24 protein-coding genes are annotated in these 26,911 nt (G+C 59.9%); 5 read left to right on the top strand and 19 right to left on the bottom strand.

What is annotated here, in order from left to right; all coding sequences use genetic code 11:
- Positions 1 to 56: 56 nt before the first annotated feature.
- The 5 genes from ntrX to dusB form a co-directional block, all read right to left on the bottom strand.
- Positions 57 to 1,421 (bottom strand): nitrogen assimilation response regulator NtrX, encoded by a 1,365-nt coding sequence (gene ntrX / locus GGD50_RS05285; protein ID WP_107107966.1) that lies wholly within the window; start codon positions 1,419 to 1,421, stop codon positions 57 to 59.
- Positions 1,411 to 3,684 (bottom strand): sensor histidine kinase NtrY-like, encoded by a 2,274-nt coding sequence (locus GGD50_RS05280; protein ID WP_107107965.1) that lies wholly within the window; start codon positions 3,682 to 3,684, stop codon positions 1,411 to 1,413. Before GGD50_RS05280 ends, ntrX begins: the two co-directional genes overlap by 11 nt.
- 286 nt (positions 3,685 to 3,970) lie before the next feature.
- On the bottom strand, positions 3,971 to 5,422 hold the full coding sequence (gene ntrC / locus GGD50_RS05275; protein ID WP_107107964.1) for a nitrogen regulation protein NR(I): 1,452 nt from the start codon (positions 5,420 to 5,422) through the stop codon (positions 3,971 to 3,973).
- Positions 5,419 to 6,576 carry a two-component system sensor histidine kinase NtrB gene (locus GGD50_RS05270; protein ID WP_107107963.1) on the bottom strand — a complete coding sequence of 386 codons (1,158 nt, stop codon included), beginning with the start codon at positions 6,574 to 6,576 and terminating at the stop codon, positions 5,419 to 5,421. Before GGD50_RS05270 ends, ntrC begins: the two co-directional genes overlap by 4 nt.
- Positions 6,573 to 7,601, bottom strand: a complete 1,029-nt coding sequence (dusB, locus tag GGD50_RS05265; protein WP_107107962.1) for a tRNA dihydrouridine synthase DusB — start codon at positions 7,599 to 7,601, stop codon at positions 6,573 to 6,575. Before dusB ends, GGD50_RS05270 begins: the two co-directional genes overlap by 4 nt.
- 220 nt (positions 7,602 to 7,821) lie before the next feature.
- Here dusB and GGD50_RS05260 point away from each other — a divergent pair, with 220 nt between their 5' ends.
- Together GGD50_RS05260 and GGD50_RS05255 are read left to right on the top strand one after the other, a co-directional pair.
- Complete coding sequence (locus GGD50_RS05260; RefSeq protein WP_107107961.1) at positions 7,822 to 9,042, top strand: bifunctional 2-C-methyl-D-erythritol 4-phosphate cytidylyltransferase/2-C-methyl-D-erythritol 2,4-cyclodiphosphate synthase; 1,221 nt, start codon at positions 7,822 to 7,824, stop codon at positions 9,040 to 9,042.
- Positions 9,039 to 9,536 carry a CinA family protein gene (locus tag GGD50_RS05255; protein ID WP_028753142.1) on the top strand — a complete coding sequence of 166 codons (498 nt, stop codon included), beginning with the start codon at positions 9,039 to 9,041 and terminating at the stop codon, positions 9,534 to 9,536. Before GGD50_RS05260 ends, GGD50_RS05255 begins: the two co-directional genes overlap by 4 nt.
- Before the next feature lie 15 nt (positions 9,537 to 9,551).
- On the opposite strand, the gene GGD50_RS05250 is transcribed toward GGD50_RS05255, so the two are convergent.
- The 14 genes from GGD50_RS05250 to GGD50_RS05185 all read right to left on the bottom strand — a co-directional run bounded on the left by GGD50_RS05250 (position 9,552) and on the right by GGD50_RS05185 (position 22,224).
- Positions 9,552 to 9,998, bottom strand: a complete 447-nt coding sequence (locus tag GGD50_RS05250; RefSeq protein WP_028753141.1) for a type II toxin-antitoxin system RatA family toxin — start codon at positions 9,996 to 9,998, stop codon at positions 9,552 to 9,554.
- A 9-nt stretch (positions 9,999 to 10,007) separates the two neighbouring features.
- Positions 10,008 to 10,574, bottom strand: coding sequence for a P-loop NTPase family protein (locus tag GGD50_RS05245; protein WP_107107960.1), 567 nt, complete (start codon positions 10,572 to 10,574; stop codon positions 10,008 to 10,010).
- 126 nt (positions 10,575 to 10,700) lie between these two features.
- The gene (lipA, locus tag GGD50_RS05240; protein WP_107107959.1) at positions 10,701 to 11,672 is read right to left on the bottom strand and encodes a lipoyl synthase; all 972 of its coding nucleotides are present in this window, start codon (positions 11,670 to 11,672) and stop codon (positions 10,701 to 10,703) included.
- Positions 11,673 to 11,707: 35 nt separating this feature from the next.
- Entirely contained in the window at positions 11,708 to 11,956 is a 249-nt protein-coding gene (locus tag GGD50_RS05235) for a GlsB/YeaQ/YmgE family stress response membrane protein (RefSeq protein WP_107107958.1), read from the bottom strand.
- 13 nt (positions 11,957 to 11,969) lie between these two features.
- Positions 11,970 to 12,224: a GlsB/YeaQ/YmgE family stress response membrane protein gene (locus GGD50_RS05230; protein WP_107107957.1), complete on the bottom strand. Its 255-nt coding sequence runs from the start codon at positions 12,222 to 12,224 to the stop codon at positions 11,970 to 11,972.
- A 55-nt stretch (positions 12,225 to 12,279) separates the two neighbouring features.
- Positions 12,280 to 13,725, bottom strand: coding sequence for a dihydrolipoyl dehydrogenase (gene lpdA / locus GGD50_RS05225; protein WP_107107956.1), 1,446 nt, complete (start codon positions 13,723 to 13,725; stop codon positions 12,280 to 12,282).
- A 128-nt stretch (positions 13,726 to 13,853) separates the two neighbouring features.
- Complete coding sequence (locus GGD50_RS05220) at positions 13,854 to 14,495, bottom strand: SGNH/GDSL hydrolase family protein (protein ID WP_107107955.1); 642 nt, start codon at positions 14,493 to 14,495, stop codon at positions 13,854 to 13,856.
- A gap of 25 nt (positions 14,496 to 14,520) precedes the next feature.
- A complete protein-coding gene (locus GGD50_RS05215; RefSeq protein WP_107107954.1) occupies positions 14,521 to 15,873 on the bottom strand; it encodes a pyruvate dehydrogenase complex dihydrolipoamide acetyltransferase in 1,353 nt (450 codons plus the stop codon).
- A 15-nt stretch (positions 15,874 to 15,888) separates the two neighbouring features.
- Positions 15,889 to 17,262, bottom strand: coding sequence for a pyruvate dehydrogenase complex E1 component subunit beta (locus GGD50_RS05210; RefSeq protein WP_107107953.1), 1,374 nt, complete (start codon positions 17,260 to 17,262; stop codon positions 15,889 to 15,891).
- 17 nt (positions 17,263 to 17,279) lie between these two features.
- Positions 17,280 to 18,323, bottom strand: coding sequence for a pyruvate dehydrogenase (acetyl-transferring) E1 component subunit alpha (gene pdhA / locus GGD50_RS05205; protein ID WP_107107952.1), 1,044 nt, complete (start codon positions 18,321 to 18,323; stop codon positions 17,280 to 17,282).
- Positions 18,324 to 18,480: 157 nt separating this feature from the next.
- Positions 18,481 to 18,792, bottom strand: a complete 312-nt coding sequence (locus GGD50_RS05200; RefSeq protein ID WP_107107951.1) for an FtsB family cell division protein — start codon at positions 18,790 to 18,792, stop codon at positions 18,481 to 18,483.
- 284 nt (positions 18,793 to 19,076) lie between these two features.
- Positions 19,077 to 20,351, bottom strand: coding sequence for a phosphopyruvate hydratase (gene eno, locus GGD50_RS05195; RefSeq protein WP_107107950.1), 1,275 nt, complete (start codon positions 20,349 to 20,351; stop codon positions 19,077 to 19,079).
- Positions 20,352 to 20,500: 149 nt separating this feature from the next.
- The gene (gene kdsA, locus GGD50_RS05190) at positions 20,501 to 21,340 is read right to left on the bottom strand and encodes a 3-deoxy-8-phosphooctulonate synthase (RefSeq protein WP_107107949.1); all 840 of its coding nucleotides are present in this window, start codon (positions 21,338 to 21,340) and stop codon (positions 20,501 to 20,503) included.
- Entirely contained in the window at positions 21,337 to 22,224 is an 888-nt protein-coding gene (locus GGD50_RS05185) for a VOC family protein (RefSeq protein WP_107107948.1), read from the bottom strand. Before GGD50_RS05185 ends, kdsA begins: the two co-directional genes overlap by 4 nt.
- 529 nt (positions 22,225 to 22,753) lie before the next feature.
- Here GGD50_RS05185 and GGD50_RS05180 point away from each other — a divergent pair.
- From GGD50_RS05180 to GGD50_RS05170, 3 genes are all read left to right on the top strand, one after another.
- Positions 22,754 to 23,998, top strand: coding sequence for an alpha/beta hydrolase (locus GGD50_RS05180; RefSeq protein ID WP_107107947.1), 1,245 nt, complete (start codon positions 22,754 to 22,756; stop codon positions 23,996 to 23,998).
- 68 nt (positions 23,999 to 24,066) lie between these two features.
- Positions 24,067 to 26,097 (top strand): mechanosensitive ion channel family protein, encoded by a 2,031-nt coding sequence (locus GGD50_RS05175; RefSeq protein WP_246451045.1) that lies wholly within the window; start codon positions 24,067 to 24,069, stop codon positions 26,095 to 26,097.
- A 45-nt stretch (positions 26,098 to 26,142) separates the two neighbouring features.
- Positions 26,143 to 26,694 carry a DUF2721 domain-containing protein gene (locus tag GGD50_RS05170; protein WP_245407457.1) on the top strand — a complete coding sequence of 184 codons (552 nt, stop codon included), beginning with the start codon at positions 26,143 to 26,145 and terminating at the stop codon, positions 26,692 to 26,694.
- Positions 26,695 to 26,911: the final 217 nt, after the last annotated feature.

Below are 26,911 nucleotides of genomic sequence, written 5' to 3'. Positions count from 1 at the left end.
TTTCATAAGAATATGAGAGGGTTGCGGGGCAGATCGGAACTGCCGCGCAAAGGATTTCAGACGCCGAGCGACTTCAGCTTGCGGTGCAGCGCGGAGCGTTCCATGCCGACGAACTCGGCGGTGCGCGAAATATTGCCGCCGAAGCGGTTGATCTGCGCGATCAGATAGTCGCGCTCGAACATTTCGCGGGCTTCGCGCAGCGGCAACGTCATGATGTGATAGTCGTTCTTAGCGGATACCTTCGGCAACATGTCGCCGAGATCGGTCGGCAGCATCTCCGCGGTGATCGGCGTCTCCGGGCCATCGGTGCGCGCGAGAATCATCAGGCGCTCGATATTGTTGCGAAGCTGGCGGATATTGCCCGGCCAATCATGCGCCTGCAGCACCGCCATGGCGTCGTCGCCGATGCGGCGCGAGCGGATGCCAGCCTGCTCGGAAATCTGGCGCATCAATTGGTCGACGAGGAATGGAATATCCTCGCGCCGCTCGGCGAGCGCCGGCACACGCACAGGCACCACAGCGAGGCGGTGATAGAGATCTTCGCGGAACAGGCTTTCGGCGATCCGGCTTTCCAGATTGTAGGCGGTCGACGATATGATGCGCACATCGACTTTCACGCGCTTCGAGCCACCAACGCGCTCGAACTGCTGATCGACCAGCACGCGCAGGATCTTGTTCTGCGTCTCGCGCGGCATCTCGCCGACTTCATCGAGATAGAGAATGCCGCGATGCGCCTCTTCCAGAGCGCCGATCTTGCGCGGCTGGCCCGGCGACCCTTCGGTGCCGAAGAGGGCGATTTCCATCCGTTCGGGGGTGATTGTTGCGGCGTTCAGCGCGACGAAAGGACCGTTGGCGCGCGTCGACTTCTTGTGGATCATGCGGGCCACAAGTTCCTTGCCGGAACCAGAGGGGCCGAAGATCATCACGCGACTGTTGGTCGGGGAGACCTTGTCGATGGTCTGGCGAAGCTGCGAAACGGCAACCGATGTGCCGATCAGCTCGACGGCGTCGCCGGTGCGGCGCTTCAGCTCGGAGACCTCGCGCTTCAGCTTGGAGTTTTCCAGCGCCCGTTCGGCGATCAAGATCAGCCGGTCGGCCTTGAACGGCTTCTCGATGAAATCGAATGCGCCGCGCTTGATGGCGGAGACGGCAGTTTCGATGTTACCGTGGCCAGAGATCATCACCACCGGCAGTTCCGGATGGCGCGTCTTGATCTCATCCAGCAACGACAGGCCGTCGAGCTTGCTGCCCTGCATCCAGATATCGAGGAAGATCAGCCGCGGTGCTCGATCGGAGATCGCCGCCAAAGCGCTGTCGCTGTCGAACGCGGTGCGAGTCTCATGTCCTTCATCCGAAAGAATTCCCGAAACGATTTCGCGAATATCTTCCTCATCATCCACCACGAGAATATCAGATGCCATATACGCTTTCCTTGTCACTTGCTGTCGGGGCGACGGAGGCCTGCTCACGGCGTGGCAAATGCACGCGGATCATGGCACCCCTGCCCTGGTCGAAATCGGCGGGAGCATCGTGCAGTTCTAGCTGCCCGCCATGGTCTTCAATGATCTTCTTGACGATCGCGAGCCCAAGGCCCGTCCCCTTCTCGCGCATCGTCATGTAAGGTTCGAGAATGCTGTGCCGGTTCTCGACCGGCAGGCCGCGGCCATTGTCGATGACGTCGACCGTAAAGCGGTCGCGCTCGGCATCCAGGAATGAACGTACGAGGACTTTAGGCTCCTCGCGGGTCTCGCCGCTCGGCACGCCTTCGATCGCCTCCACGGCGTTCTTGATAAGATTTCCGAACGCTTGGCCCAGCATGCGCGTGTCAAACATGCCTTCCAGGCGCTCCTCGCCGAGTTCGCGTTCGAACTTGACGTGGTTATTGCCCATTTCGCGCAGGAACACGGCGTCACGCAGGATGTCGCGCAGGTCGCTCGGTTCCATCGTCGGCTTCGGCATGCGGGCGAAGGAGGAGAATTCATCGACCATGCGGCCGATATCGCCCACCTGGCGGATGATCGTGTCGGTGCATTGATCGAAGACCGGACGATCGGCCTCGGCGATGTTCTTGCCGAAGCGGCGGCGGATTCGCTCGGCGGAAAGCTGGATCGGCGTCAGCGGGTTCTTGATCTCATGGGCGATGCGACGTGCAACGTCGGCCCAAGCGGTCGAGCGCTGGGCAATGACCAGATCGGTGATGTCGTCGAGCGTGATAACGTAGGATTCATTCGAATCGCGCGACTCCTCGCGCGTCACCTGAACGCTCAGCGTCCGCACCGTGCCGCCACGCACCAGGCTGATCTGCTTGCGGAAGTCGTTGCGATGCCGGGTCGTCGCTTCCGTCACGACCTGCTCGACCTCTGGGGCTATATCGGCCAGGTTCTTGCCGACAAGTTCATCGCTCTTCAGGGTCAGCAGCTCTTCGGCGGATGTGTTGGCAATGGTGATGCGCCGGTCGTGCTCGACGCCGATCACGGCCGCGGTCACACCGGAGAGCACCGCTTCGATGAAGCGACGGCGGTCATCCACCTCGTCCTTGGCTTCGAGGATCTCGTCACGCTGCGTGCGTATCTCCGAGATCATCTTGTTGAAGGTGCGCGACAGGCTGCCGACGTCGCCATCGGCCGCGCGCACCGGCACCAGCACGTTCATGTTGCCGGACGCGACATTGTCGGCGGCGCTGATCAAAAGCCGGATCGGCCGAACGATGCGGTCCGCAACCGCGATTGCGGTCCAGATCGCCGCCAGAAGCACGATCAACGCAAAGCCGATGTAGAGCACCGCAAAGGCGATCTGCAGGGACATGCGCCCCTCTTCCATCGCCTTGTATTCGGCCGTGTTGTCTTCGACCATGCGCATGGCGTTCATGACGCGCGGATCGACGGCCCGGACAGTGTAGAGGAAGGAACCGGGAATCTCGTCCAGTTTGATGATGGCACCGACGAGATTGGTCACCCCAGGCGGGATGAGGGTCGGCTGGCCGTCGGCGGAGGCTTCGAGCGCATCCTTCGGAATTGCCGGCAGCGGACGCTCGGTCTTGATGTCGGCCTGAACAATCGCGCTGCCGTCACGACGCACCAGGAAAGCGCCGAGCAAGCCGCGGCCCTTGGCCTGCCTGGTCATCAGATCGGCAAAACCGGTGCGATCGAGACTGTAGAGCGTGCGATTGCGCTCCAGATCGTTCGCCATGGAAACGGTCTGGCCCTGCAGGTAGCTGGCATTCTCCATCAGATAGGCCTGAGCGACATTCTGCGAGGAGCTGATGATCTGCTGCGTGCGCAGCGCAAACCAGCGATCGAGGCCGACATTCAGCGTCAAACTGGCGACGATGGCCACGAGGATCGCCGGGGTGATGGCGACGATAGAAAAGAGAACGACGATGCGGATATGCAGGCGCGCCGCCGCGCGGCCGCGGCTGCGGGCTTTCACAAGGCGTGCGACTTCACGCGCGATCAGGGCGATCAGACCTAGAACGAACAGGCCGTTGATGACGACGGAAGTGAAGACGACGGATGATGTGGGGGCGACCGGTGTCAGCCCCAGGAGCATCAGAAGCGTGGCGATCGCGCACAAAAGCGCGCCGCCGGCCAAGATCAGGCCAGGAAGGGCGAAGGATGCACGACGGTCCGTCACCTTGACGACCGCCTCGTCGCTCGTTGTCGGCGACCCCGCGTCCTGCTTCATTCCCATCGTCTCCGGGCGCGGGCGGCGGTCGGCGCCCTGGCCAAAATTGCAATCGCACTGCTTTGGCGGCGGCAAGAGCGACAGGCAAAGGAGGAACCGTCATTCGGCTTCGTATCTGATGCGAAACCTCCGTTTCAAATCATTCGAATAATGAGCTGAAACTAATAAACAATTTCCCCTTGCACAGGAACACACTCGACGAATCGCCACCGCAAAAACTGTGAACCGGCTGCGTGACCTTTAAGCAACGCATTGTGGCGAAAATGCAACGCATCCAATCACATTGTCAAGCCGTGCGGGAGCTCCGATAGACGGAAACACCCAGCTCTCTGATCTTTTTGCGCAATGTATTGCGGTTAAGGCCAAGCAGATCGGCGGCTTTGATCTGATTGCCGCGGGTCGCGGTCAGTGCGGCAAGGATCAGCGGATATTCCATTTCGGTGAGAACGCGATCATAGAGCCCCGGCGGTGGCAGATTGTCGCCGAAGCTCGAGAAATAAGTACGCATGTTCTCTTCGACCGCCTGAGCGATGGTCATGTTGCCGGTGCGGACCGGGCCTTTTTCGATCGGGCTATCGGGCACGTCGGCGCGCAATTCCGAATCGATGATCTCGCGGGTGATGACATCCTGCGGATAGAGCGCCATCAGGCGGCGGATGAGGTTTTCCAGCTCGCGCACGTTGCCCGGCCAGGGATAGGATTTCATGAGTTCCAGGGCTTCCTGGTCGAAGCGCTTCGAGCCCAGTCCTTCCTTTTCCGCCTGCTGCACGAAATGACGGACGAGATCGGGAATATCCTCGGCGCGGTCACGCAGCGGCGGCAGGCGCAGCGGCACGACGTTGAGGCGATAATAGAGATCTTCGCGGAAGAGGCCTTGATTGATCGCCTGCTTCAAATCCTTGTTGGTGGCGGCAACGATGCGGACGTCAGTGCGGATCGGCGTGCGGCCGCCGACGGTCGTATATTCGCCCTGCTGCAGGACGCGTAGCAGACGGGTCTGGGCGTCCATCGGCATGTCGCCGATTTCGTCGAGAAACAGCGTGCCGCCCTCGGCCTGCTCGAAGCGACCGGTCGAGCGCGTCTGCGCACCGGTGAAGGCGCCCTTCTCATGGCCGAACAATTCGGATTCGATCAGGTCACGCGGGATTGCCGCCATGTTGATGGCGACGAAGGGGCCATTGCGGCGCTTGCCATAATCATGGAGCGCGCGGGCGACGAGCTCCTTGCCGGTGCCGGACTCGCCGGTGATCATCAGCGTCAGGTCGGTCTGCATCAGACGCGCCAGAACGCGGTAGATTTCCTGCATGGCCGCAGAGCGGCCGACCAGCGGCATGCCGTCCTGCATGTCGTCATCGAGCTTGGCAGGCTTGCGCTTCGGTTCGGACAAAGCGCGGCCGATAATGGCGATCAGCTCCGTCAGGTCGAAGGGCTTCGGCAGATAATCGTAGGCACCCTTTTCGGAAGCCTTGATCGCCGTCATGAAGGTATTTTGCGCACTCATGACCAGAACGGGCAGCTCCGGCCGTGCCTTCTTGATGCGCGGCAGCAGGTCGAAGGCATTTTCGTCGGGCATGACGACGTCGGTTACAACGAGGTCGCCTTCGCCGGCGGAAACCCAACGCCAAAGCGTGGCGGCGTTGGATGTGATGCGTACATCGTAGCCCGCGCGGCTCAAAGCCTGATTGAGCACGGTGCGGATGGCCGCATCATCGTCGGCGACAAGGATCGTGGCTGTCATCGAGTAGTCCCTGTGGAGTTCGGAAGAGGAGCGTCTTCAAGCGTGATGCCTTTGGAGGCCGGCATCAGAACGCGGAAAGTGGTGCGGTGATTCTGGCTGTCACATTCGACGATCCCACCATGATCGCCGATGAGCTTGGCGACCAGCGCGAGACCAAGGCCGGTGCCATTGGTCTTCGTCGTGATGAACGGATCGAAGAGATGCGGCAGGAGATCGGCGGGCACGCCAGGGCCATTGTCGATCACGCAGAATTCCAGCGGCAGCGAGATCTTCTCACGCGTGCCGGCGACCGAAAGGCGGATACCCGGACGATAGGCCGTCGTCAGTACGATCTCGCCATCCGCCCGGTCGCCAACGGCTTCGGCAGCATTCTTCACCAGATTGAGGAAGACCTGCACGAGCTGGTCTCTATTGGCATAGACCGCCGGCAAGGATGGGTCATAGTTCTCGGTGACCTTGATGTTGCGCGCAAAACCGGCTTTTGCCACCGCCTTCACATGATCGAGAACGGAATGGATGTTGACCGGCACGCGGTCGATCGGACGTTCGTCGGAAAAGACCTCCATGCGATCGACCAGCGAAACGATCCGATCGGTCTCCTCGCAAATGAGGCGAGTTAGCCCGCGGTCGTCATCCCCTACCGATTGTTCGAGCAATTGGGCGGCACCGCGGATGCCGGAGAGCGGGTTCTTGATCTCATGCGCTAGCATCGAGGCAAGACCGGTCACCGAACGGGCGGCAGCACGATGCGTCAATTGCCGGTCGATCTTGTCGGCCATGGACCGTTCCTGGAACACGATCACCACGGAGCCGGGTTCGCTCGAAACAGGCGCGACATAGATGTCCACCAGCTTGTCCTGGCCGAGGCGCGGCGAGCTGAGATCGACACGGTATTCATTGACCGGGCCGCGGCGTTCGCGCACCTGGTCGATCAGCGCCAGCAGCGGGCTGCCGAAAGGAATGAAGGTGGAAATCTCATAGCGCGACAGATGCGAGGCGCTGGCGCCGAAGAAGGCTTCGGCCTCCCAATTGGCAAAGGCGATCAGGCCGGCCTCATTGACCATGACGACCGGGTTTTGGATCGCGTTGAGAACGGCCATGGCCACGGCGCTGCCCGTGTGATCCGAGGCTCCGGAATTGGATTTGGAACTCATGCAGCCTCCTGGGCGCATTGGGCGAGATCGGAGCCGTCCTGCAGCGCCGCATAGAACAATGCCGCCACCTCCCGGCTGTCTTTCGAAGTCATGATTCCTGCCTTTTCAGCGCCCGTTATGGTGGGAGCGTAACGGTCCAGATACCAGCCGAGATGTTTGCGGGCATGACGAATGCCAACGGCTTCGCCATAGAACGCGAGCATCATCTGATAGTGCTCAAGGGCGATATCGGCGATCTCGCTGCGGTCCGGATGGCGGTGTCCCGCAAGCACGCCCGCGTGCCAAGGCCGCCCCTGGCAGCCGCGACCGACCATGACGGCATCGGCGCCGGAGCGGCGAAGGATCTCGCGAGCATCCTCCGGTGTGTCAACATCGCCATTGGCGACCAGCGGAATGGAGACGACATCGCGCACGGCGCGGATGGCATCCCAATCTGCCCTGCCCTCATAAAACTGCATGCGCGTGCGGCCATGAATGGTGACGAGCCGAATCCCGGCTTCCTCGGCGCGGCGGGCGATGTGCGGCGCGTTCATGGAATTTTCGTCCCAGCCGAGCCGCATCTTTAGCGTTACCGGGACATCGACAGCCTTGACCGTCGCCTCGATCAGGCTCAGCGCATGATCCGGATCGCGCATCAGCGCCGAACCGGAATAGCCGCCGATGACCTTCTTGGCCGGGCAACCCATATTGATGTCGATGATGTCGGCGCCATTGTCAGCGGCGATCTTCGCCGCCTCGGCCATCCAATGCGCCTCGCGACCTGCCAGTTGCACCATATGTGGCTTCAGCCCGGCGCTTCTCAGGCGAGCCCAGGATTCAGCCGTATCCTGCACCAGCTCGCGGCTGGCGACCATTTCGGTCACGACGAGGCCAGCCCCATAGCGCAAAGCGAGCTGACGAAAAGGCAAATCGGTCACACCCGACATCGGCGCGAGGATCACGCGATTGCGGATGGGCACGGGGCCGATGGAAAATGGGGCTGCAAGCTCGGACGGAAACAAATGATTATCTTTCAGGCACACCATATATCTGCACTATTTTTAGACAGTCTTATGAAGCTTGCCAAGGGGTTTCGGAGAATGCCGATATTTTTCGGGCGAATGCTGGAAAATACCCATTCGAGGCGATAGACCCTGCTGGAGCGAGATCCCGCTTTGGCGATCTGCTTGGCATGATGCTGTCCAAAAACCGCTTTACACTTTTGGAGCTCATGTTGGAGCGAAAGCCTTTCATCCCTGGGGGTTTATGACGCAAATGCACTCAATGCAACCGATGTCGATCGGAATCGTGATCGTTGCTGCCGGACGCGGCGAGCGGGCGGGATCGCCCGAGGAAGGCCCGAAGCAGTACCGCCTGATCGGCGGCCGGTCGGTTATTGCGCATACGCTTGAAAAATTCGTGACATGGTCACAGGCGCAGAAGATTGTGATCGTCATCCATCGCGACGACGAGACATTGCTGCAAACCGCGCTGCAACAGGTTGCCGATTCGCCAGAGGTCGAGATTGCTTTCGGTGGCGCCTCCCGTCAGCAATCGGTGCTTGCCGGGCTTAGGCAGTTGGAAAATGCCGGCGTTACGCATGTTATGATCCACGACGCCGTGCGTCCTTTCTTTGACCATGATCTGCTCGATCGCGTTGCCGCGGCGCTGGCCAAAGGCGCACCCGCCGTGCTACCCGCCATGCCGGTGACGGATACGTTGAAACGAGGCGATGCGGCTGGGTTGGTGACCGAAACCGTGCCGCGCTCGGGCCTTTACGCCGCGCAGACGCCGCAATCCTTCCGTTTCGCCGATATTCTGGCGGCGCATCAAAAGGCTGCAGCCGAAAACAGGACGGATTTCACCGACGATGCGGCGATCGCCGAATGGAGCGATCTGCCGGTAACGCTCGTTGCCGGCAGCGCCGACAATGTCAAACTGACAATCAAAAGGGATATCGCCATGGCCGATGAAAAGCTCTCCGCCGATCTGCTGCCGGATGTGCGCACTGGCAACGGCTACGATGTCCACCAACTCGAGCCGGGCGACGGCGTCATGCTCTGCGGCGTCTTCATCCCGCATGATCAAAAACTGAAGGGTCATTCCGACGCCGATGTCGCGCTGCATGCGCTGACCGACGCCTTGCTCGCCACCTGCGGCGCCGGCGATATAGGCGATCACTTTCCGCCCTCCGATCCGCAATGGAAAGGCGCCCCTTCCCGCATCTTCATCGAACATGCGGCAAAGATCGTCCGCGAGCACGGCGGTACGATCATGAATGCCGATGTCTCGCTGATCGCCGAGGCGCCGAAGGTCGGGCCGCACCGCGAAGCGATGCGCGCCAAACTCTCGGAATTCCTGGGAATCAGCCTTGAACGCTGCTCGGTGAAGGCGACCACGAACGAGAAGATCGGCTTCGTCGGGCGCCGCGAGGGCATTGCGGCCATTGCTACGGCGACGGTGGTTTATCGGGGAGGAAAGGCATGACCCATTTTCCCGACGATATTCTGGCGCTCGCCCAGGGCATCATCACAGATTTCGCGGCCAAGGGCTGGATGGTCGCCACGGCGGAATCCTGCACCGGCGGGCTGATCGCGGGTGCCTTGACGGAAATTCCCGGCTCATCGGCAGTCGTTGACCGCGGCTTCGTCACCTATACGAATACGGCGAAGATGGACATGCTTGGCGTGCAAGAGCAGACCCTGGCGCAGTTCGGTGCCGTTTCCAAAGAGACGGCACTGCAGATGGTTCATGGCGCCCTTTTCCGCTCGCGCGCCGATCTTGCCGTTGCCGTGACCGGCGTCGCCGGACCGAGCGGCGGCTCTGCGGACAAACCGGTCGGCCTCGTTCACCTCGCCGCCAAGGCACGCACGGGCGGCCTCATCCATCATGAAATGCGCTATGGCGATATCGGCCGCGACAAGGTTCGGCTCGCCACCTTAAAGACCGCATTGGAAATGCTCATCACTCTTGGCAAGTAGCACCGCGCCCCCGCTTCAGGCGTAGATCTTCTTCGCGCGTGTCTCGAAGGCATCCGTGAACATACGGAAAGCGCGATCGAACATCGATCCCATCAGGGCGCCAAGGATGCGACTCTTGAATTCGTAGTCGATGAAGAAATCAATGCTGCATCCGCCGTTTTCCGACGGCGTGAAGCGCCAGCGGTTGTCGAGATATTTGAACGGCCCGTCGATATACTTCACATCGATCGCCCGTTCCGCCTTGTTGAGCAGTACCTGTGTCGTAAAGGTCTCGCGGATCGCTTTGTAGCCGACAGTCATGTCGGCGACCAACAATATCTTGCCGTCGCGCTCCTTGCGGTTGCGGACAACCAGCGCCTCGCAAAGCGGCAGGAATTCCGGATAGCGCTCGACATCGGCAACGAGATCGAACATCTGATCAGGCGAATGCGGAACAGGGCGGTGGGTTTCAAACTGAGGCATGAGCGGCAATTAAGCAGGACGGCTCAGAAGATCAAGAAGCCTGCGCATTTCGCCGCGGGATTTTAGCTGCAGAACAGGCACATCCGGGCCGTGTTGAGCGAGGCCGGCAAGCACTTTAGGAGCAAACTTGCGCTCCCAATCCCAGATGTAACGCAGGAATTCCCAATCGATGCGCTCGGGACAACCCGGCGCCATATCGGGGCGCGACCGCCCCTGCCATCGCAGCGCTCTCGATAGAGCTCCCCATACGCATACCCAGCGCGGCATGCGTACCCAAAGGACAAGCTCTGTGCGTGGTAACCTCAGATCAAAGCTTGATGGCCCTGTTCCATCGATCAGCCACCGATCCTCGGCTACTTTGGCCGCGATTAGAGCACGTTCCTCGGCCTTGTCTCTCTTTACCCAGCCCGGCAGCCAGAAAAACTCGCGATCCATCGAGATGTAAGGCAGGTCCAGGCGAGCGACAATTTTCTGGGCCAGCGTTGATTTGCCTCCGCCGGAGCACCCCATGATGAGGATGCGATCGACGCCCCTAAGATGGGCAACTCCTTCGGCTATGCTGCTCAATTCCCTCATATTTCAACCTCACAACGAGTAAGATGCAGCTTTATGAAGTTTCGCGCGATGATGATCTGATGACGGTAGAAACAAAAACCGCGGCACAATCGCCGCGGTTCGTTCAAAAGGCAAGAGATTGGAATTTTACTCTGCGGCCAGCAGAACCTTCTTCTCGCGGGCGGCCCGCAGCCGGGCAAAATCATCGCCGGCGTGATGCGAAGAGCGAGTGAGCGGGCTGGAGGCGACCATCAGGAAGCCCTTGGTGTAGGCAACCGTCTCATAGGACTTGAATTCGTCCGGGGTGACGAAGCTCATAACCTGATGATGCTTGCGGGTCGGCTGCAGGTACTGGCCGATGGTCAGGAAGTCGACGTCGGCTGTCCTGAGGTCGTCCATGAGCTGCAGCACTTCATTGCGCGCTTCGCCGAGGCCGACCATGATGCCGGACTTGGTGAACATGGTCGGATCGAGCTCCTTGACCCGCTGCAGCAGACGGATCGAGTGGAAGTAGCGGGCACCGGGACGCACGGTCAGATAGTTGCCGGCGACGGTTTCCAGATTGTGATTGAAGACGTCCGGCTTGGCGGCGACGACGCGCTCCAGGGCGCCCGGCTTCTTCAGGAAGTCCGGCGTCAGGATTTCGATCGTCGTTGTCGGCGAGGCGGCGCGGATCGCCCAGATCACCTTTTCGAAATGCTCGGCGCCGCCGTCTTCGAGATCGTCGCGATCGACGGACGTGATGACGACGTGGCTGAGGCCCATCTCCTTGACGGCCTTGGCGACGTTTTCCGGCTCGGCCATATCGAGCGCATTCGGCTTACCAGTCGAGACGTTGCAGAAGGCACAGGCGCGGGTACAGATCTCACCCATGATCATGAAGGTGGCGTGCTTCTTGTCCCAGCACTCGCCGATGTTCGGGCAGCCGGCCTCCTCGCAGACAGTGACGAGCTTGTGCTCCTTCACGATCGAGCGGGTTTCGGCATAGCCCTTCGATGTCGGCGCCTTGACGCGGATCCAATCCGGCTTGCGCAGGACTTCCGTATCCGGCCGATGCGCCTTCTCCGGATGACGCACACGCTTGGCATCGGGATTGATCGTGTCGAGAATCGTGACCATGAACGTCTACTTTCCGCCGCTTGCTCGCGGCCTATTCATCGCCGTACGAGTTTGGCGAGAAATATCAGAATGCATGCACCAATGAAACCGGTGACGAAATAACCGAGCCGACCGCCGGGCACGCCGACATGCAGTTGCACCAGAATGCCCGCTGCAACGACCGAGCCGGCAATGCCGAGAACGATGTTGAGGATGATGCCGTATCGCACCTCCATCAGCTTACCCGCGAGCCAGCCCGCGAGACCGCCGATGATGATCAGACCCAGCCAGCCTATGCCTTCCATCGCGCCTTTACCCCTACGCTATCGCCCTTGCAAACAGGACTACGATGATTGCGCCCACCGTTGCGTGAATGATTTCAACCACGAGCGCATTTTGTATGCCCAGCGAGATTCCCAGCCGATTGAACAGGAACCCGCCCACGAAAGCGCCGATCACGCCGCTCAACAAACAACTGATCAGGCCCCCGCCGCCGACAACCAGGCTGGCGAGAAACCCCGCCACCAAACCGATCAACAGAAAGACGATCCAAGCCTCAGTACTGATAGACATGATGATTTCCTTTGCAATTTTCCACCCTCCGGATAGAGGGCGAGCCAGGAGATTATCAAGCGTTGAGTACGCGGCCGTAGGCGTCCAGCACGGCTTCCTTCATCGTTTCCGAAACGGTCGGATGCGGGAAGATCGTGTGCATCAGTTCCTCTTCTGTCGTCTCCAGGTTCATGGCGACAACGAAACCCTGGATCAGTTCGGTGACTTCAGCGCCGACCATATGCGCGCCGAGCAGCTCGCCGGTCTTCTTGTCGAAGATGACCTTGCACAGGCCCTGGTCTTCGCCAAGAGCGATCGCCTTGCCGTTGGCCGTGAACGGGAAGCGGCCGACGCGGATGTCGCGGCCGAGTTCCTTTGCCCTTGCTTCCGTCAGACCGACGGAGGCAACCTGCGGCTGGCAGTAGGTGCAGCCCGGTACCTTGCTCTTGTCGGTCGGATGCACGTTCGGCAGACCGGCGATCTTCTCGATGCAGACCACGCCTTCATGTTCGGCCTTGTGTGCCAGCATCGGCGGGCCGGCGACGTCGCCGATCGCATAGATGCCCGGCACGTTGGTCTTGCCGTAGCCATCGATGACGACGCAACCGCGATCGGTCTTCACGCCGAGCGCTTCCAGACCCAGATTTTCAATGTTGCCCTGTACGCCGACGGCGGAGATCATCCGGTCGGCAGTGATCTGCTGTACCTTGCCATCTTCGGTCTCGATATGCGCGGTGATGCTGTTCGCACCCTTGTCGACCTTGGTGACCTTCGTCTTGGTGAATATCTTCAAGCCGCGCTTTTCCAACTGCTTGCGGGCGATACCGGAAACTTCGGCGTCTTCCACCGGCATGATGGTCGGCATGATTTCGACCACGGTGACGTCGACACCCATCGAGCGATAGAAGCTCGCAAATTCGATGCCGATCGCGCCGGAACCCATGACCACGAGCGATTTCGGCAGGAAATCCGGCTTCAGGGCCTCGAAATAGGTCCAGATCAGCTTGCCGTCCGGCTCGATGCCGGGCAGCGCGCGCGGGCGAGCGCCTGTGGCGACGATAATGTGCTTGGCGGTGTAGGTGCCCTCGCCCTTGACGTTCTTCGGCAGCGGATGCTGCGGCTCGACGACCGGCTTCGTCGATTTGCCGACGACGATTTCGCCTGGCTTGGTAATCTTGGCCTCACCCCAGATCACGTCGACCTTGTTCTTCTTCATCAGGAAGCCCACGCCTGCGTTAAGGCGCGCGGAAACGCCGCGCGAACGGCCGACGACCGCCTTCACATCGGGCGTCACCTTGCCTTCGAGGACAAGGCCATAATCCTTCAGATGATTGGAATGATCGAGGATTTCGGCCGAACGGAGCAGCGCCTTGGTCGGAATGCAGCCCCAATTCAGGCAGATGCCACCGAGGTGTTCGCGTTCGACGATCGCCGTCTTCAGGCCAAGCTGGCCGGCGCGCACGGCGGCGACATAGCCGCCAGGGCCAGAGCCGATGATGATGACGTCGTAATTCTCAGCCATATGTTTCCTGCCTTTGGTTGGCGGCCGGTCGAAGCTCAGCTCGCCTTGATTTTTCCGAAGCACGATGCCGAACCGCAAAGCGAAAACTGTGAAGCAGTTTTCAGGTAAGATCATGCTCAATCAAATAGTTAAAGTCCGAGCATCACTCGCACGATCGGCTCAAGGCCGCGGCCAAGCGCCCGGGTGTTTTCTGCGTCGAGATGCACGCCATCAAGCGGTGTGGTGACGGCAACCGTGCCTGCATCGAAAAAGCCGCAGCCAAGCTCGTCAGCCAGATCGCGGTAGAGCGTCGCAAGCTTCGCCGACTCCTTGATCGCGCCGAGGTAATGGGCGGCGAAGGCCGGATTGGCGGTCTCAGTAATAACAGGGGGCGCCACGATCAGAATGTCGGGGACTTCATAATCGAACGCCCATGTATGATTGCGTATAAGCTGAATCAACCGGCTGATGCCCTGCAAGGCAGCAAAGGCCGAACCGGCGATCACCGGCTTCATGTCGTTGGTGCCCAGCATGATGATGATGAGATCGAGCGGCGCGTGCGTCTGCAGGATCGTCGGCAATACCTTTGCACCGTTACGGTCGCAATCGGCGAGATGATCGTCGAAAGCCGTGGTGCGGCCGTTCAGCCCTTCCGGGATCAACCGGACCTGATTGCCGAGCGCCTTTTGCAGCACGCTCGGCCACCGATCTTCGAAGGCATGACGACCGATCGTTTCGGCGCTATAGCCCCATGTCAGCGAGTCGCCATAACACAGAACGGTCTTGGTCATTCATGCCTCCGTGTCGTGACAAGGCTCAGACGAGCATCCCCATCGGATTTTCGATGTAGCCCTTGAAGGCAGCCAGGAGCTCGGCACCAAGCGCACCGTCGACGGCGCGATGGTCGGTCGACAGCGTGACGGTCATCATAGTGGCGATGGCCATTTCACCCTTCTTGACGATCACACGCTGTTCGCCCGCGCCGACGGCCAGAATGGTCGCATGCGGCGGGTTGACGACGGCGGCGAAGTTCTTGACGCCCATCATGCCCATATTGGACACGGCCGTTGTACCGCCCTGGTACTCCTCGGGCTTCAGCTTGCGTTCCTTGGCGCGCTTGCCATAGTCCTTCATCTCGTTGGAGATGGCAGACAGCGTCTTCAGCTCGGCGCTGCGGATGATCGGCGTGATCAGGCCGCCCGGAATGGAGACGGCAACGCCGACATCGGCATGCTTGTGCTTGACCATGCTGCTGTCGGTCCAGGACACGTTGGCATCCGGAACGTCGCGCAGCGCCAGCGCCAGGGCCTTGATGACCATGTCGTTGACGGAGAGCTTGTAGGCCGGAGCACCGTCCTTCGACTTCGGAGCGGAATCGTTGAGCTGCGTGCGGAGCGCCAGCAGTGCATCGAGTTCGCAATCGACCGAGACGTAGAAGTGCGGGATCGTCTGCTTGGATTCCTGCAGGCGCTTGGCAATCGTCTTGCGCATGCCGTCATGCGGCACAAGCTCGTAGGAACCGGGCTCGAACAGCTTGAGAACGGCATCATCAGACATGCCCTTCGGAGCGGCTGCGGCCGGAGCCTGTGCAGCAGCGGCCGGCAGAGCTGCGGGAGCAGCAGCCGGAGCGGCCTTGGCGACACCGCCGGAGACGGCAGCTTCGATGTCCTTCTTGACCACGCGGCCATGCGGGCCGGAGCCGACGAGCGCGGCCAGATCAATGCCGGATTCCTTGGCAAGCCGGCGAGCGAGCGGCGATGCGAAGGTGCGCTGGCCGTCCGTCGAAAGAGCGGCGGGCACGACCGGCGCCGGCTGTGCGGCCGGTGCGGATTGAGCCGGAGCCGTTTCCGCCTTCGGCGCTGGTGCCGCGGCGGCAGGTGCTGCAGCCGGAGCGGCAGCGCCTGAAGCAGCAGCGGAGACGTCCTCGCCTTCGCCGGCCAGAACCGCGATCAGCGCATTGACCTTGACGCCTTCGGTACCGGCGGGAACGACGATCTTGGCAACTGTGCCTTCGTCGACGGCTTCGACTTCCATCGTCGCCTTGTCGGTCTCGATCTCGGCGATGACGTCACCGGACTTGATCTTATCGCCTTCCTTGACCAGCCACTTGGCGAGGTTGCCCTCTTCCATGGTCGGCGAGAGGGCAGGCATGGTGATGTTGATAGGCATCGAAGAGCCCTCCCCTTATTTGTAGCAAACGGCTTTCACCGCATCGACCACTTCACCGACATTCGGAAGCGCGAGCTTCTCGAGGTTGGCGGCGTAGGGCATGGGCACATCCTTGCCAGCAATCGTCAAGATCGGCGCATCGAGATAATCGAAGGCCTGCTGCATGACGCGGGTGGCGATTTCCGTGCCGACGGAAGACTGCGGATAGCCTTCCTCGACGGTCACCAAGCGGCCCGTCTTCTTGACGGATTCGATGATTGTCGGCAGGTCCATCGGGCGGATGGTGCGAAGGTCGATCAGCTCGACGTCAATACCCTGGGCTTCCAGCTCGGCAACTGCCTTGGTGGCATAGGTCATGCCGATGCCGAAGGAGACGACCGTTGCGTCCTTGCCCGAGCGATGGATGCGGGCCTTGCCGATCGGCAGAACGAAATTGTCAAGCTTCGGCACGTCGAAGTGCTGGCCGTAGAGAATTTCGTTTTCAAGGAAGATGACCGGGTTCGGATCGCGGATCGCGGCCTTCAGCAGGCCCTTGGCGTCGGCTGCCGTATAGGGCATCACGACCTTGAGGCCCGGAATCTGGCTGTACCAAGCGGCATAGTCCTGGCTGTGCTGGGCGGCAACGCGAGCAGCCGCGCCGTTCGGGCCGCGGAAGACGATCGGAGCGCCCATCTGGCCGCCGGACATATAAAGGGTCTTGGCGGCGGAGTTGATGATGTGGTCGATCGCCTGCATGGCGAAGTTGAAGGTCATGAACTCGACGATCGGACGAAGGCCGGCCATGGCGGCACCGACGCCGACACCGGCAAAACCATGCTCGGTAATCGGGGTATCGACAACGCGGCGAGGGCCGAATTCCTGCAGCAGGCCCTGGGTAACCTTGTATGCGCCCTGGTATTCGGCAACTTCTTCACCCATGACGAAGACGTCCGGATCGGCGCGCATTTCTTCGGCCATGGCGTCGCGCAGTGCTTCACGCACCGTCATCGATACCATTTCCGTGCCGGCCGGGATTTCCGGATCAGCAGGCGCGGTCTTCGGCTGCGCCGGAACGGGTGCCGGAGCAGCGGCAGCGGCCGGAGCTTCGGTCTTGACCGGTTCGGCAGCCGGAGCAGCCTTGGCCGTCGAGATATCCGAGGCGGACTCGCCGTCCTGCAACAGGATCGCGATCTTGGTGTTGACCTTGACGCCTTCGGTGCCGGCCTGGATCAGCAGTTTGCCGATCGTGCCTTCGTCGACGGCTTCCACTTCCATGGTCGCCTTGTCGGTTTCGATTTCGGCAATGACGTCACCGGAAGTGACCTTGTCGCCTTCCTGCTTGAGCCATTTGGAAAGGGTGCCCTCTTCCATCGTCGGAGACAGGGCGGGCATAAGAATATCGATGGGCATGGATCGTCCCTCCCCGATTAGAGCAGAATGTCGGTGTAGAGCTCGGATGCATCCGGCTCCGGATCGTTCTGGGCGAAATCGGCGCTGTCGGCGACAATGTCGCGGACGTCCTTATCAATCGCCTTCAGCTCGTCTTCCGACGCCCAACCCTTTTCCAGAAGGCGAGCGCGAACCTGCTCGATCGGGTCATGCTCGGAGCGCATCTTCTGCACTTCGTCCTTGGAACGATACTTGGCCGGGTCCGACATGGAATGGCCGCGGTAGCGATAGGTCAGCATTTCCAGAATGATCGGGCCTTTGCCGGAACGGCAATATTCGACTGCTTCGTCGGCAGCAGCCTTGACGGCGCGGACATCCATGCCGTCGACCTGGATGCCGGGAATGCCGAAGGAGGTACCACGCTTGGAGAAGTCGGACTGCGCGGTTGCGCGCGCCGTCGACGTGCCCATGGCGTAACGGTTGTTCTCGATCACGTAGATCACCGGCAGCTTCCAGAGCTGCGCCATGTTGAAGCTTTCAGAAACCTGGCCCTGGTTGGCCGCGCCATCGCCGAAATAGGCGACGCTGACATTGTCATTGCCGCGATACCAGTTGGCGAAGCCGAGGCCGGTGCCAAGCGAGACCTGCGCGCCGACGATGCCGTGGCCGCCGTAGAAGTTCTTCTCCTTGGAGAACATGTGCATGGAGCCGCCCTTCCCTCGGGAATAGCCGCCCCGGCGTCCGGTAAGCTCGGCCATGACGCCGCGGGCGCTCATGCCAGTCGCCAGCATATGGCCGTGATCGCGGTAGCCGGTTATGACCTGGTCGCCTTCCTTCAGCGCCAATTGCATGCCGACGACGACAGCTTCCTGACCGATGTAGAGGTGACAGAAGCCGCCGATGAAGCCCATGCCGTAGAGCTGGCCGGCCTTCTCTTCGAAGCGGCGGATCAGGAGCATCTCACGATAGGCCTTGAGTTCCGCATCGCGGTCGAATTCCGCGATCGCACCACCATTGGTGTCTTTGGCAGGCTTGGATGTCGTCTTGCGGCTGGAAACGGACGCGGATTTTCGCGGCGCCATTCAACTCTCCCTATGTGAGTGGCCTCGTTATGTAGTGCCGCGTAACATAGGGAAGATTGCTCGCCACAGCAATGCTATAATTGCATGGCTCATATTCTTCGCAAGCGATTGATATGCTTATAAAAAAAGCAATTAACCAGAATTCGGTTAATTGTGACTATTTGTTGAAGATAACGATCTCATCGTCCTTCGAGTAGGTCAATTGATAGCGCGCATATTGGTCAAGCATATCCTTGTCCAGCGAGCCATCGCTGAGCAATGCCACTTCTTTTTCAAGGCGTTCGCGCTTGGCGACGAGATCGGCGAGTTCCTTGCTGCGATCGATGCGCTGCTTCTCGAAGACCTCGGTCGCCTTCAGACCGTAATCGCCGTGAATGCAGTGATAGCCGAAATAGCTCACGAAGGCGACCGTGATGGCGGGGAGAACGAAACGGCCGAACTTTCTCTTCTTATGATATTTTGTCCACATACTCGCTTGCTCAAAACGCTCTGTCGAGAATGATCTTGAACCCCAAGTCCGCGACGGAAATGCGAAGTGGCTTCCGATAAGATCACGCTAAATCAAACATCTCTGACAACACTAGCCGCCAGAGATTAACCATCCGTTGACTCTGCCATTTTTCCAACAAAAAACCGCGCCCGAAAGCGCGGTTCAAGAGCTGGAAATTATTGGCTTATAAGCCGACTCGGATTGTTATTCGACGCAGAATAAGCCTTTGCGAAAATCCCGCGGATTTTCAGGGGTATCGACTATCAGCCGCGAAGGATGGAACGGCCGGCATATTGTGCCTGAGGGCCGAGCGCTTCTTCGATGCGGATGAGCTGATTGTACTTGGCAAGACGATCGGAACGCGACAGCGAGCCGGTCTTGATCTGACCGCAGTTGGTCGCAACAGCGAGATCGGCAATGGTCGAATCCTCGGTTTCGCCGGAACGATGCGACATGACGGCCGTGTAATTGGCCTTGTGCGCGGTTTCGACGGCGTCGAGGGTTTCCGTCAACGAGCCGATCTGGTTGACCTTGACGAGGATCGAGTTGGCGACACCCATGCGGATGCCGTCACGCAGACGAGCCGAGTTCGTGACGAATAGGTCGTCACCGACAAGCTGCGTCTTCTTGCCGGTCAGGTCGGTCAGGATCTTCCAGCCTTCCCAATCGTCTTCGGCCATGCCGTCTTCGATCGAGATGATCGGATATTTGGCAGCGAGCTCGGCAAGGTATTCGGCCATAGCGCCGGATTCCAGCGTGCGGCCTTCACCTTCGAGAACGTACTTGCCGTCCTTGAAGAATTCCGTGGAGGCGCAGTCGAGACCAAGCGCGACTTCCTCGCCCGGCTTGTAGCCGGCCTTTTCGATGGACTTCATGATGAAGTCGAGCGCAGCCGGGGCGCTGGAGAGGCCCGGTGCAAAACCGCCTTCGTCACCGACATTGGTGTTGTGGCCCTGCGAAGCCAGTTCCTTCTTGAGAACGTGGAAGATTTCCGAACCCATGCGCACGGCGTCACGGAGCGTATCTGCGCCGACCGGAAGGATCATGAATTCCTGGAAGTCAATCGGATTGTCGGCATGGGCGCCGCCGTTGATGATGTTCATCATCGGAACCGGCAGCAGACGGGCGTGAGCGCCGCCGACATAGCGGTAGAGCGGCAGGTTGGCGCTCTGGGCAGCGGCCTTGGCGGTTGCGAGGGATACGCCGAGGATGGCGTTGGCACCGAGGCGCGACTTGTTCGGCGTGCCGTCCAGCTCGATCATGATGTTGTCGATCTGAATCTGGTTTTCCGCGTCAATGCCGCCGATCGCATCGAAGATCTCGGTGTTGACGGCTTCGACAGCCTTCTCGACACCCTTGCCATGATAACGCTTGCCGCCGTCGCGAACTTCGACGGCTTCATGCGCGCCGGTCGACGCGCCCGACGGAACCGCGGCGCGGCCCATGCTGCCGTCTTCGAGGTACACATCGACTTCGACGGTGGGGTTGCCACGGCTGTCGAGAATCTCGCGGGCGATAATGTCGGTGATTGCGGTCATGATAGCTTCCTGCTCGCTGGTTGTAAATCGATTGAAATCTGTCTTAGTCGAAGATGCGGAAATTACAATGCCGCCCCGCATCCTCGATTGAAGCTCCTACAGGCCGCGTAGCGCAAGTTCATGTCAGCCTGTTGAACGCCTCCCATTTCTCAGGCCTTGGCGATCGCGTCGAAGGCAAGCAGCTTTTCCAGAAGCTGCGGCATGTCCTTCAGATACACCATGTTCGGACCATCAGACGGCGCATTGTCCGGGTCTTCATGCGTCTCGACGAAGACGCCGGCAACGCCGACAGCGACCGCTGCGCGCGCCAAGGTTTCGACGAATCGGCGATCGCCGCCGGTCGAACCGCCCTGCCCGCCCGGCTGCTGCACGGAATGGGTCGCGTCGAAGACCACCGGCGCACCCATTGCCGCCATGATCGGCAGCGAGCGCATATCGGAAACCAACGTGTTATAGCCGAAGGAGGCGCCGCGCTCGCAGAGTAGGATATTCGGATTGCCGCTGTCGTTCAGCTTGGCGAGCACATTCTTCATGTCCCAGGGCGCGAGAAACTGTCCCTTCTTGACGTTGACGACGCGGCCGGTCTTGGCAGCTGCAACCAGCAGGTCGGTCTGGCGCGACAGGAAGGCCGGGATCTGCAGAATATCGACCGTCTCGGCGACAATGGCGCACTGCTCTTCCGTGTGGATGTCGGTCAAAACCGGAAAGCCATATTCCTTCTTGAGGTCGGCAAAGACTTCCAGTGCCATTTCCAGACCGATGCCGCGCTTGCCTGACAGCGAGGTGCGGTTCGCCTTGTCAAAGGACGATTTGTAGACAAGGCCGATGCCGAGCTTGCCGCAGAGTTCTTTCAGGACACCGGCAACCATGAAAGCGTGGTCGCGGCTTTCCATCTGGCAGGGGCCAGCAATCAGCGAAAGCTTTGACGAGTTGGAGAACAGGACCTTGGAGGCTCCCTCGCCAACGGTCACTTCGGAATTCGTGCTCATGCTATCTCCTCGAAGGCGAACAGCGCGCCCTGTCCGGGGGCGGGCTTTGCCAGAATACGATTGTTCTTACGCGTGTATGTGACGCCGTTAGCAGTCAAATGCGCCGATGTCACGGAAAGATCGCGGGTCTTGAAAAGGATTGCCCGCGCGCGAAGGCCGGGATCCTCGGCCGGCACCGGCAAATCGTAGAAGGCTTCCATGCCTTGCGGGGTCAGGACCTCGATCCCCGCATTGGCCGCGTGGACAGTTAGGCCGAAGGAATGATCGACTATCTTTGGTCCACCCGCGACCTGCTCGAAAAAGCCACGGAACGCAGCCGGCTTCGGCGTCGATACGGCAATTCTAGCGATGCCGGTCACGCCATTGGCATGCCGCTCCAAGGCGCCGCGATCAGCCGGCAACGGATTGATGCGCTGGCAGCAAAAGGTGAAGAAATCCGGCGAACGCAGATCGGCTGCGAAAGCGAGACGGAAACCTGCCGTCACCTCCGAGCCATCCGGCATGCGCATCGGCCGCGCAAAATCGAGCATGTTTCCGGCAGACATGGCATTGGCCCGGAAGCGCTCGTCATCGGCGACCGCATCGTCCGTACCGAAAACGATGGCCGAAAAACCTTCATCATCGATGCGAAAACGGTAGGCCTGGTCGCGGGCGACGAAAACATTGCCTTCCGCCACGCTCGCCTGGCACTGCTCCTGGGATGCAACGCCCAGGGGCTCCAGATAGATATTGTCGGGAAAGAAAACGCAGGCGTTTTCCGTGCCGAAGGGATGGCGGGCATCGGCGGCGACGGTAAAGCCGAGCTTACCCAGCCGTTCCCGCGCCCCTGCGATATTGGCCGTCGGCAGAACGAAATGATCGAGCGGATGCGGCGACGAGATCATGGTCTCCCCCTTCATTCGTCGGCAGGTTTGCGCCCATCTGCCGCTCAATTCAAGATCAAAGCGTTACGGCAAAACCAGGTAGAGCGCTCCCAGGACATCTTCAACAAGCGCGTCAAAAACTATTGTGAGGGACAGGAATGAAATCGTCGAAAATCAGGCGGCGGGAAGAAGGGTCAAGCATCCTGCCGCAGACTGCGCTCCAGATGCGCTATATCTTCCATCCACTTAGCGGAATGGCGTATACAGCGGCGCAGAACTCTGGCTTGCGGAAACGAAATAATTCGATCATCATAATATAATAACACAACTGGGAACGCAGCCTTAGGCGAATGATCGCGGTGATGGTGGCCTCGACGACGTCCCTTTATTGGCGGCACACAAAAATGCGCATTCTTCCATTTCGGATTGTCCAGGGCTAACGCAACGCACAATCCGATCTCGGAAAAGGAAGGACGGTCTGTCGTTACTTCTATTTTCGCGGCAGTACTTTGTCCGACCTGTCGAATGCCGAGGGGGAGGCATAGGTTTGATGCTCGTCGAGAGGGCGCTTACACGCGCGGTCTTGTGTCTGGTTGCATGTCTCTGCCTTGCCGTGGCGGGATGCGCTGGGCATGCCGAGGGGGTTATGAAGCCGGTCGCACTGTCGACCGCCATTCCGCACAGTTCCACGGTTGACATGCTGGTCGCAACCAGCCGGGCGCCGTCGGGTGATCCGAATACACTTTTCTCCGGCGAGCGGAGCCCGCGTCCGTATCTAACCGACGTCGCCATCTCCATCCCACCGAACCGCAAACCCGGAACCCTGCAATGGCCCAAGAAATTGCCGCCAGATCCAAAGACGGAGTTTGCGGTAACCCGGGTTCACGAGCTGCACTCCATCGCTGAAGGTCGTGCTTGGTTCAGCCAGCATACCGTCGACGGAAAGGTGCTGGTCTTCGTTCACGGCTTTAACAACAAATACGAGGATTCCGTCTTCAGGCTTGCGCAGATCGTGCACGATTCCGGCGCCCAGGTGACGCCGATGCTCTTTACCTGGCCTTCACGCGCACGGCTTCTCGACTACAACTACGATAAGGAGAGCACGAATTATTCGCGAACGGCGCTCGAGACGGCCCTCAGAACCTTATCAAGCGATCCAGAGGTGAAAGACATCACCATCATGGCGCACTCCATGGGCACCTGGCTCGCCATGGAGGCGTTGCGCCAGATGGGCATCCGGGATGGCCGCGTGAACCCGAAAATCCACAACGTCATCCTGGCATCACCGGATATCGACATCGATGTTTTCGCGAAACAGTTCGTTGAGATGGGCGCGCCGCGGCCGAAGTTCACGATCTTTGTTTCCCAGGACGACCGGGCGCTGGCAGTCTCCCGACTGATATCGGGCGATGTCTATCGCCTCGGCGCCATCAATCCGGCCGAAGAACCCTACCGCACCAAGCTCGAACGCGCTGGGATCACCGCGATCGATCTTACCAAGGTGAAAACCGGAGACAGCCTCAACCACGGAAAATTCGCGGAGAGCCCGGAAATCGTCAAGTTGATCGGCACCCGACTCGTTGCCGGGCAGCCGCTCACCGATTCCGACGTACGGCTGAGCGACGACATCACCGCTGTGATTGCCGGAACAGTCAAAGGCGTCGGTACGGTGGCTGCCAAGACAGTAACAGCGCCCGTCACCGCGATCGAAAACGCCAAAACAACCGGCCCTAAAGCTACCGATATCGAAGATACATTGAAAAGCGACCCCCAGCAGCGTGAACTCACGAATTGAACGGCCGAGATCGGCAGGTGCCAATTGATGACTTCCCTTGCGAATGAACTGGTTTCGAGGTTGTTCAGATGTTTCGGCGCCTGATCCCTGGTGTTTTGGTTCTTCTTTTTATGATGATCGTGCCGCAACTGTGCCGGGCGCAGGTTGCCGAAACACCCCCTGCGGCACCGCCTGCAAAAGTGTCCGAATTGCTTCGCTTGATGAATGATCCGGAGCTACGCCAGTGGCTGGAAAAGCGGCAGGCGGCGGAGCAGCAGCCTACCGCGGCGACAGCGACATTGATCGAGAGCGGCGAAGCCCGCGCTCGGGCGCGATATCAGGCGCTGCGAGCGGCGATTCCGAATGTCCCGGTGCAGCTCGCCGATGCAGCGCGCAGGGTGCGTGAGCAGGCAAGGAACAGCGGCTTTGCGCCAGCATTCGTCATGCTCACCATACTGGTCTGCATCGGTCTCGCGGGGGAATGGTTTTTCAAAAAAACTGTCCTCAAAGCCCGGTTTCAAAATCCTCTTGTCGCACACACGATCGGAGAATTCGGGCCATGGATCGCTTTCACCCTCGTCAGCTCCGGCATTTTCCTGGCCATCGACTGGCCGCCACTTCTGCATGTGGTGATCCTGTTTTATCTGCTGGCATTCATCGCCGCTCGCCTCGTGTTTGCCTGCTGCAAGCTATCGAGGGACGCAGGCGCCTTGTCGCCCTTCGGCTACCATAGAGCCTGTCTCTTCATCGCCGTTCTGGCCTTCGCCGGCGCCACGACGTCGCTGACCAAACCGCTCTCCATCGACGGAGACGTCGGCACCGTCATTTCCCACGGCTTCTCCATTCTCCTGTTGCTAATCGTATTTGAAGCCGTGTGGCGACGGCCGGGCGATGCGACAGCCTCCAGGCAGCTAGCGCTTGTGAATACCCTCTATTCAGTCTACGCGATCGGCCTCTGGCTTCTTTGGGTGACAAACTTCCTCGGTCTTTTCTGGCTTGGGGTCTATGCCGTTATTCTTCCGGGATTGCTGTCCGCCGTCGGACGAACGGCAGAGGCATTCGCAAAAGGACGGTGGCCGAGCGACAACAAGAACAGTGCGCGCATGGTGTTGGCAGTCCGTGGTGCGCGGGCACTCGTCATCGCAGCCGCGGTCGGCTGGATCACAGTCATCTGGCACTATGATCCCAACATCCTCGCACGAGAAAATCCGGCAATCGACGCAGCCGTTCGCGGCGCACTGAAGAGCGTCGTCATCCTGATTTTGGCCGATCTCTGCTGGCAGTTGTCGAAAGCATTCATTGACGAGAGATTGAGCGTTGCCGATAGCGACGCATCCTCGCCGTCGGCGGAAGCCGCGCGCGCGGGCCGCCTTCGCACCCTGCTGCCGATCTTCCGCAACGCGCTTGCAGCCATCGTCATCGCGGCCGCCGTCCTCACGGTATTGTCGGAAATGGGCGTGCAGATCGGGCCGCTGATTGCGGGAGCCGGCATATTCGGCGTGGCGATAGGCTTCGGCTCGCAAACGCTCGTCAAGGATATCGTCAGCGGCATTTTCTACCTCATGGACGATGCCTTCCGCGTTGGCGAATACATTCAGAGCGGCAGCTACAAGGGAACTGTGGAATCCTTCAGCCTGCGTTCCGTCAGGCTTCGACATCATCGCGGTCCGGTGTTCACGGTTCCCTTCGGCGAACTTGGCGCCGTTCAGAACATGAGCCGTGACTGGGCGATCGATAAATTCATGCTGCGGGTTCCGTTCAACACCGATGTCGCCAAGGCGAAGAAGATCGCCAAGCAAATCGGAGAGCAATTGAAGGAAGATCCGGAAATCGGCCCGCAAATCCTCGAGACCCTGAAAATGAAGGGCGTCGAGCAGATCGGCGACTTCGGTATCGAACTGAGCTTTGCCTTCACCGTCCTTCCCGGTCGGCAAACCTATATCCGGCGGCGCGCCTACACCATGATCCGCGACGCCTTCATGGAAAACGGTATCGAATTCGCTCAGCCAACCGTCCAGGTGGGCGGCGAGGAGAAATCCGACACCGCAGCCGCCGCTCTGACAATGCACAAAAAGAGAACCGCTGAACAGTTGGCACAATCGCCGGCGCCACCGACGTAAAACATTCGCGTGAGATCAGCCACGGCCTCACGCTGACGTCCTTCCTTGCCGAAGCAACACCCCGAACCTGATGCGGATGACGTCGGAAAGGAGATCGAGCGTGCTGAACGACCAGCTAACGTCTGCTGCCGCGCACGTTATTCAAATAGCGCTGACGCCGGTCTTTCTGCTGGCCTGGCCGGCACCGCCGGGTGCCTCAATGTTTTCTCGGCTAGGCTCGCCCGCGTCTCGGACCGGGTCAACAGCCTTTTCGAACGGGTGACTTCGGAGGACCCGGATGAAACGCGGCTGCTGCAGCTCTACTATCTGCGGCGGCGGACATTGGCGCTTGAGGTTGCCGTCCTGCTCGGCACGGCATCGGGCATGTGCACATGCCTTGCAACGCTCGGCCTCATGGGCGGAGCGATTCGCCAGCAATTTCGCGAGCAGCTACTGCTGTGGTTCTTCGGCCTTGCCGTCATCGCGCTCATGGGCGCTTTCGTGGCCTTTCTCTTCGAGATGATTCTGGCCGGTCGCAGTATGCTAAAGCAGATCGCCAACGACCGCACCCTGCTCGAGCATACGCACAGGAGTTCGAGTAAGAGCCCAACCTATTGAATTTCCATCCAATATTACTAGAATCGTCGCCGATCCCAGCCCCGCGAAAATTCGATCCTTCCTGTTCGATCTACAGTTTGTTCTCCTTCGTTCGGAGAGCATCGCTCTCCAAAGAGACTATTGAGCAAACAACGTGGCTTTTTATCGCTTTTGAGATGGACCGCTCCTGATCGCAGAAATCACATTTAATCGTATTCCATATACATATCAGTACCTT

It is taken from the genome of Martinezella paranaensis (genome assembly GCF_014200235.1).
Classification (GTDB): Bacteria; Pseudomonadota; Alphaproteobacteria; order Rhizobiales; family Rhizobiaceae; genus Rhizobium; species Rhizobium paranaense.
Note: the sequence above shows the minus strand (reverse complement) of the source record. Positions and strands in the feature narration are given on the sequence as shown.

Bases quoted from the DNA above. Each gene is read 5' to 3' on its own strand.
- ntrX (WP_107107966.1), bottom strand. From the start codon at position 1,421: ATGGCATCTGATATTCTCGTGGTGGATGATGAGGAAGATATTCGCGAA.
- GGD50_RS05280 (WP_107107965.1), bottom strand. From the start codon at position 3,684: ATGAAGCAGGACGCGGGGTCGCCGACAACGAGCGACGAGGCGGTCGTC.
- ntrC (WP_107107964.1), bottom strand. From the start codon at position 5,422: ATGACAGCCACGATCCTTGTCGCCGACGATGATGCGGCCATCCGCACC.
- GGD50_RS05270 (WP_107107963.1), bottom strand. From the start codon at position 6,576: ATGAGTTCCAAATCCAATTCCGGAGCCTCGGATCACACGGGCAGCGCC.
- dusB (WP_107107962.1), bottom strand. From the start codon at position 7,601: ATGGTGTGCCTGAAAGATAATCATTTGTTTCCGTCCGAGCTTGCAGCC.
- GGD50_RS05260 (WP_107107961.1), top strand. From the start codon at position 7,822: ATGACGCAAATGCACTCAATGCAACCGATGTCGATCGGAATCGTGATC.
- GGD50_RS05255 (WP_028753142.1), top strand. From the start codon at position 9,039: ATGACCCATTTTCCCGACGATATTCTGGCGCTCGCCCAGGGCATCATC.
- GGD50_RS05250 (WP_028753141.1), bottom strand. From the start codon at position 9,998: ATGCCTCAGTTTGAAACCCACCGCCCTGTTCCGCATTCGCCTGATCAG.
- GGD50_RS05245 (WP_107107960.1), bottom strand. From the start codon at position 10,574: ATGAGGGAATTGAGCAGCATAGCCGAAGGAGTTGCCCATCTTAGGGGC.
- lipA (WP_107107959.1), bottom strand. From the start codon at position 11,672: ATGGTCACGATTCTCGACACGATCAATCCCGATGCCAAGCGTGTGCGT.
- GGD50_RS05235 (WP_107107958.1), bottom strand. From the start codon at position 11,956: ATGGAAGGCATAGGCTGGCTGGGTCTGATCATCATCGGCGGTCTCGCG.
- GGD50_RS05230 (WP_107107957.1), bottom strand. From the start codon at position 12,224: ATGTCTATCAGTACTGAGGCTTGGATCGTCTTTCTGTTGATCGGTTTG.
- lpdA (WP_107107956.1), bottom strand. From the start codon at position 13,725: ATGGCTGAGAATTACGACGTCATCATCATCGGCTCTGGCCCTGGCGGC.
- GGD50_RS05220 (WP_107107955.1), bottom strand. From the start codon at position 14,495: ATGACCAAGACCGTTCTGTGTTATGGCGACTCGCTGACATGGGGCTAT.
- GGD50_RS05215 (WP_107107954.1), bottom strand. From the start codon at position 15,873: ATGCCTATCAACATCACCATGCCTGCCCTCTCGCCGACCATGGAAGAG.
- GGD50_RS05210 (WP_107107953.1), bottom strand. From the start codon at position 17,262: ATGCCCATCGATATTCTTATGCCCGCCCTGTCTCCGACGATGGAAGAG.
- pdhA (WP_107107952.1), bottom strand. From the start codon at position 18,323: ATGGCGCCGCGAAAATCCGCGTCCGTTTCCAGCCGCAAGACGACATCC.
- GGD50_RS05200 (WP_107107951.1), bottom strand. From the start codon at position 18,792: ATGTGGACAAAATATCATAAGAAGAGAAAGTTCGGCCGTTTCGTTCTC.
- eno (WP_107107950.1), bottom strand. From the start codon at position 20,351: ATGACCGCAATCACCGACATTATCGCCCGCGAGATTCTCGACAGCCGT.
- kdsA (WP_107107949.1), bottom strand. From the start codon at position 21,340: ATGAGCACGAATTCCGAAGTGACCGTTGGCGAGGGAGCCTCCAAGGTC.
- GGD50_RS05185 (WP_107107948.1), bottom strand. From the start codon at position 22,224: ATGATCTCGTCGCCGCATCCGCTCGATCATTTCGTTCTGCCGACGGCC.
- GGD50_RS05180 (WP_107107947.1), top strand. From the start codon at position 22,754: ATGCTCGTCGAGAGGGCGCTTACACGCGCGGTCTTGTGTCTGGTTGCA.
- GGD50_RS05175 (WP_246451045.1), top strand. From the start codon at position 24,067: ATGTTTCGGCGCCTGATCCCTGGTGTTTTGGTTCTTCTTTTTATGATG.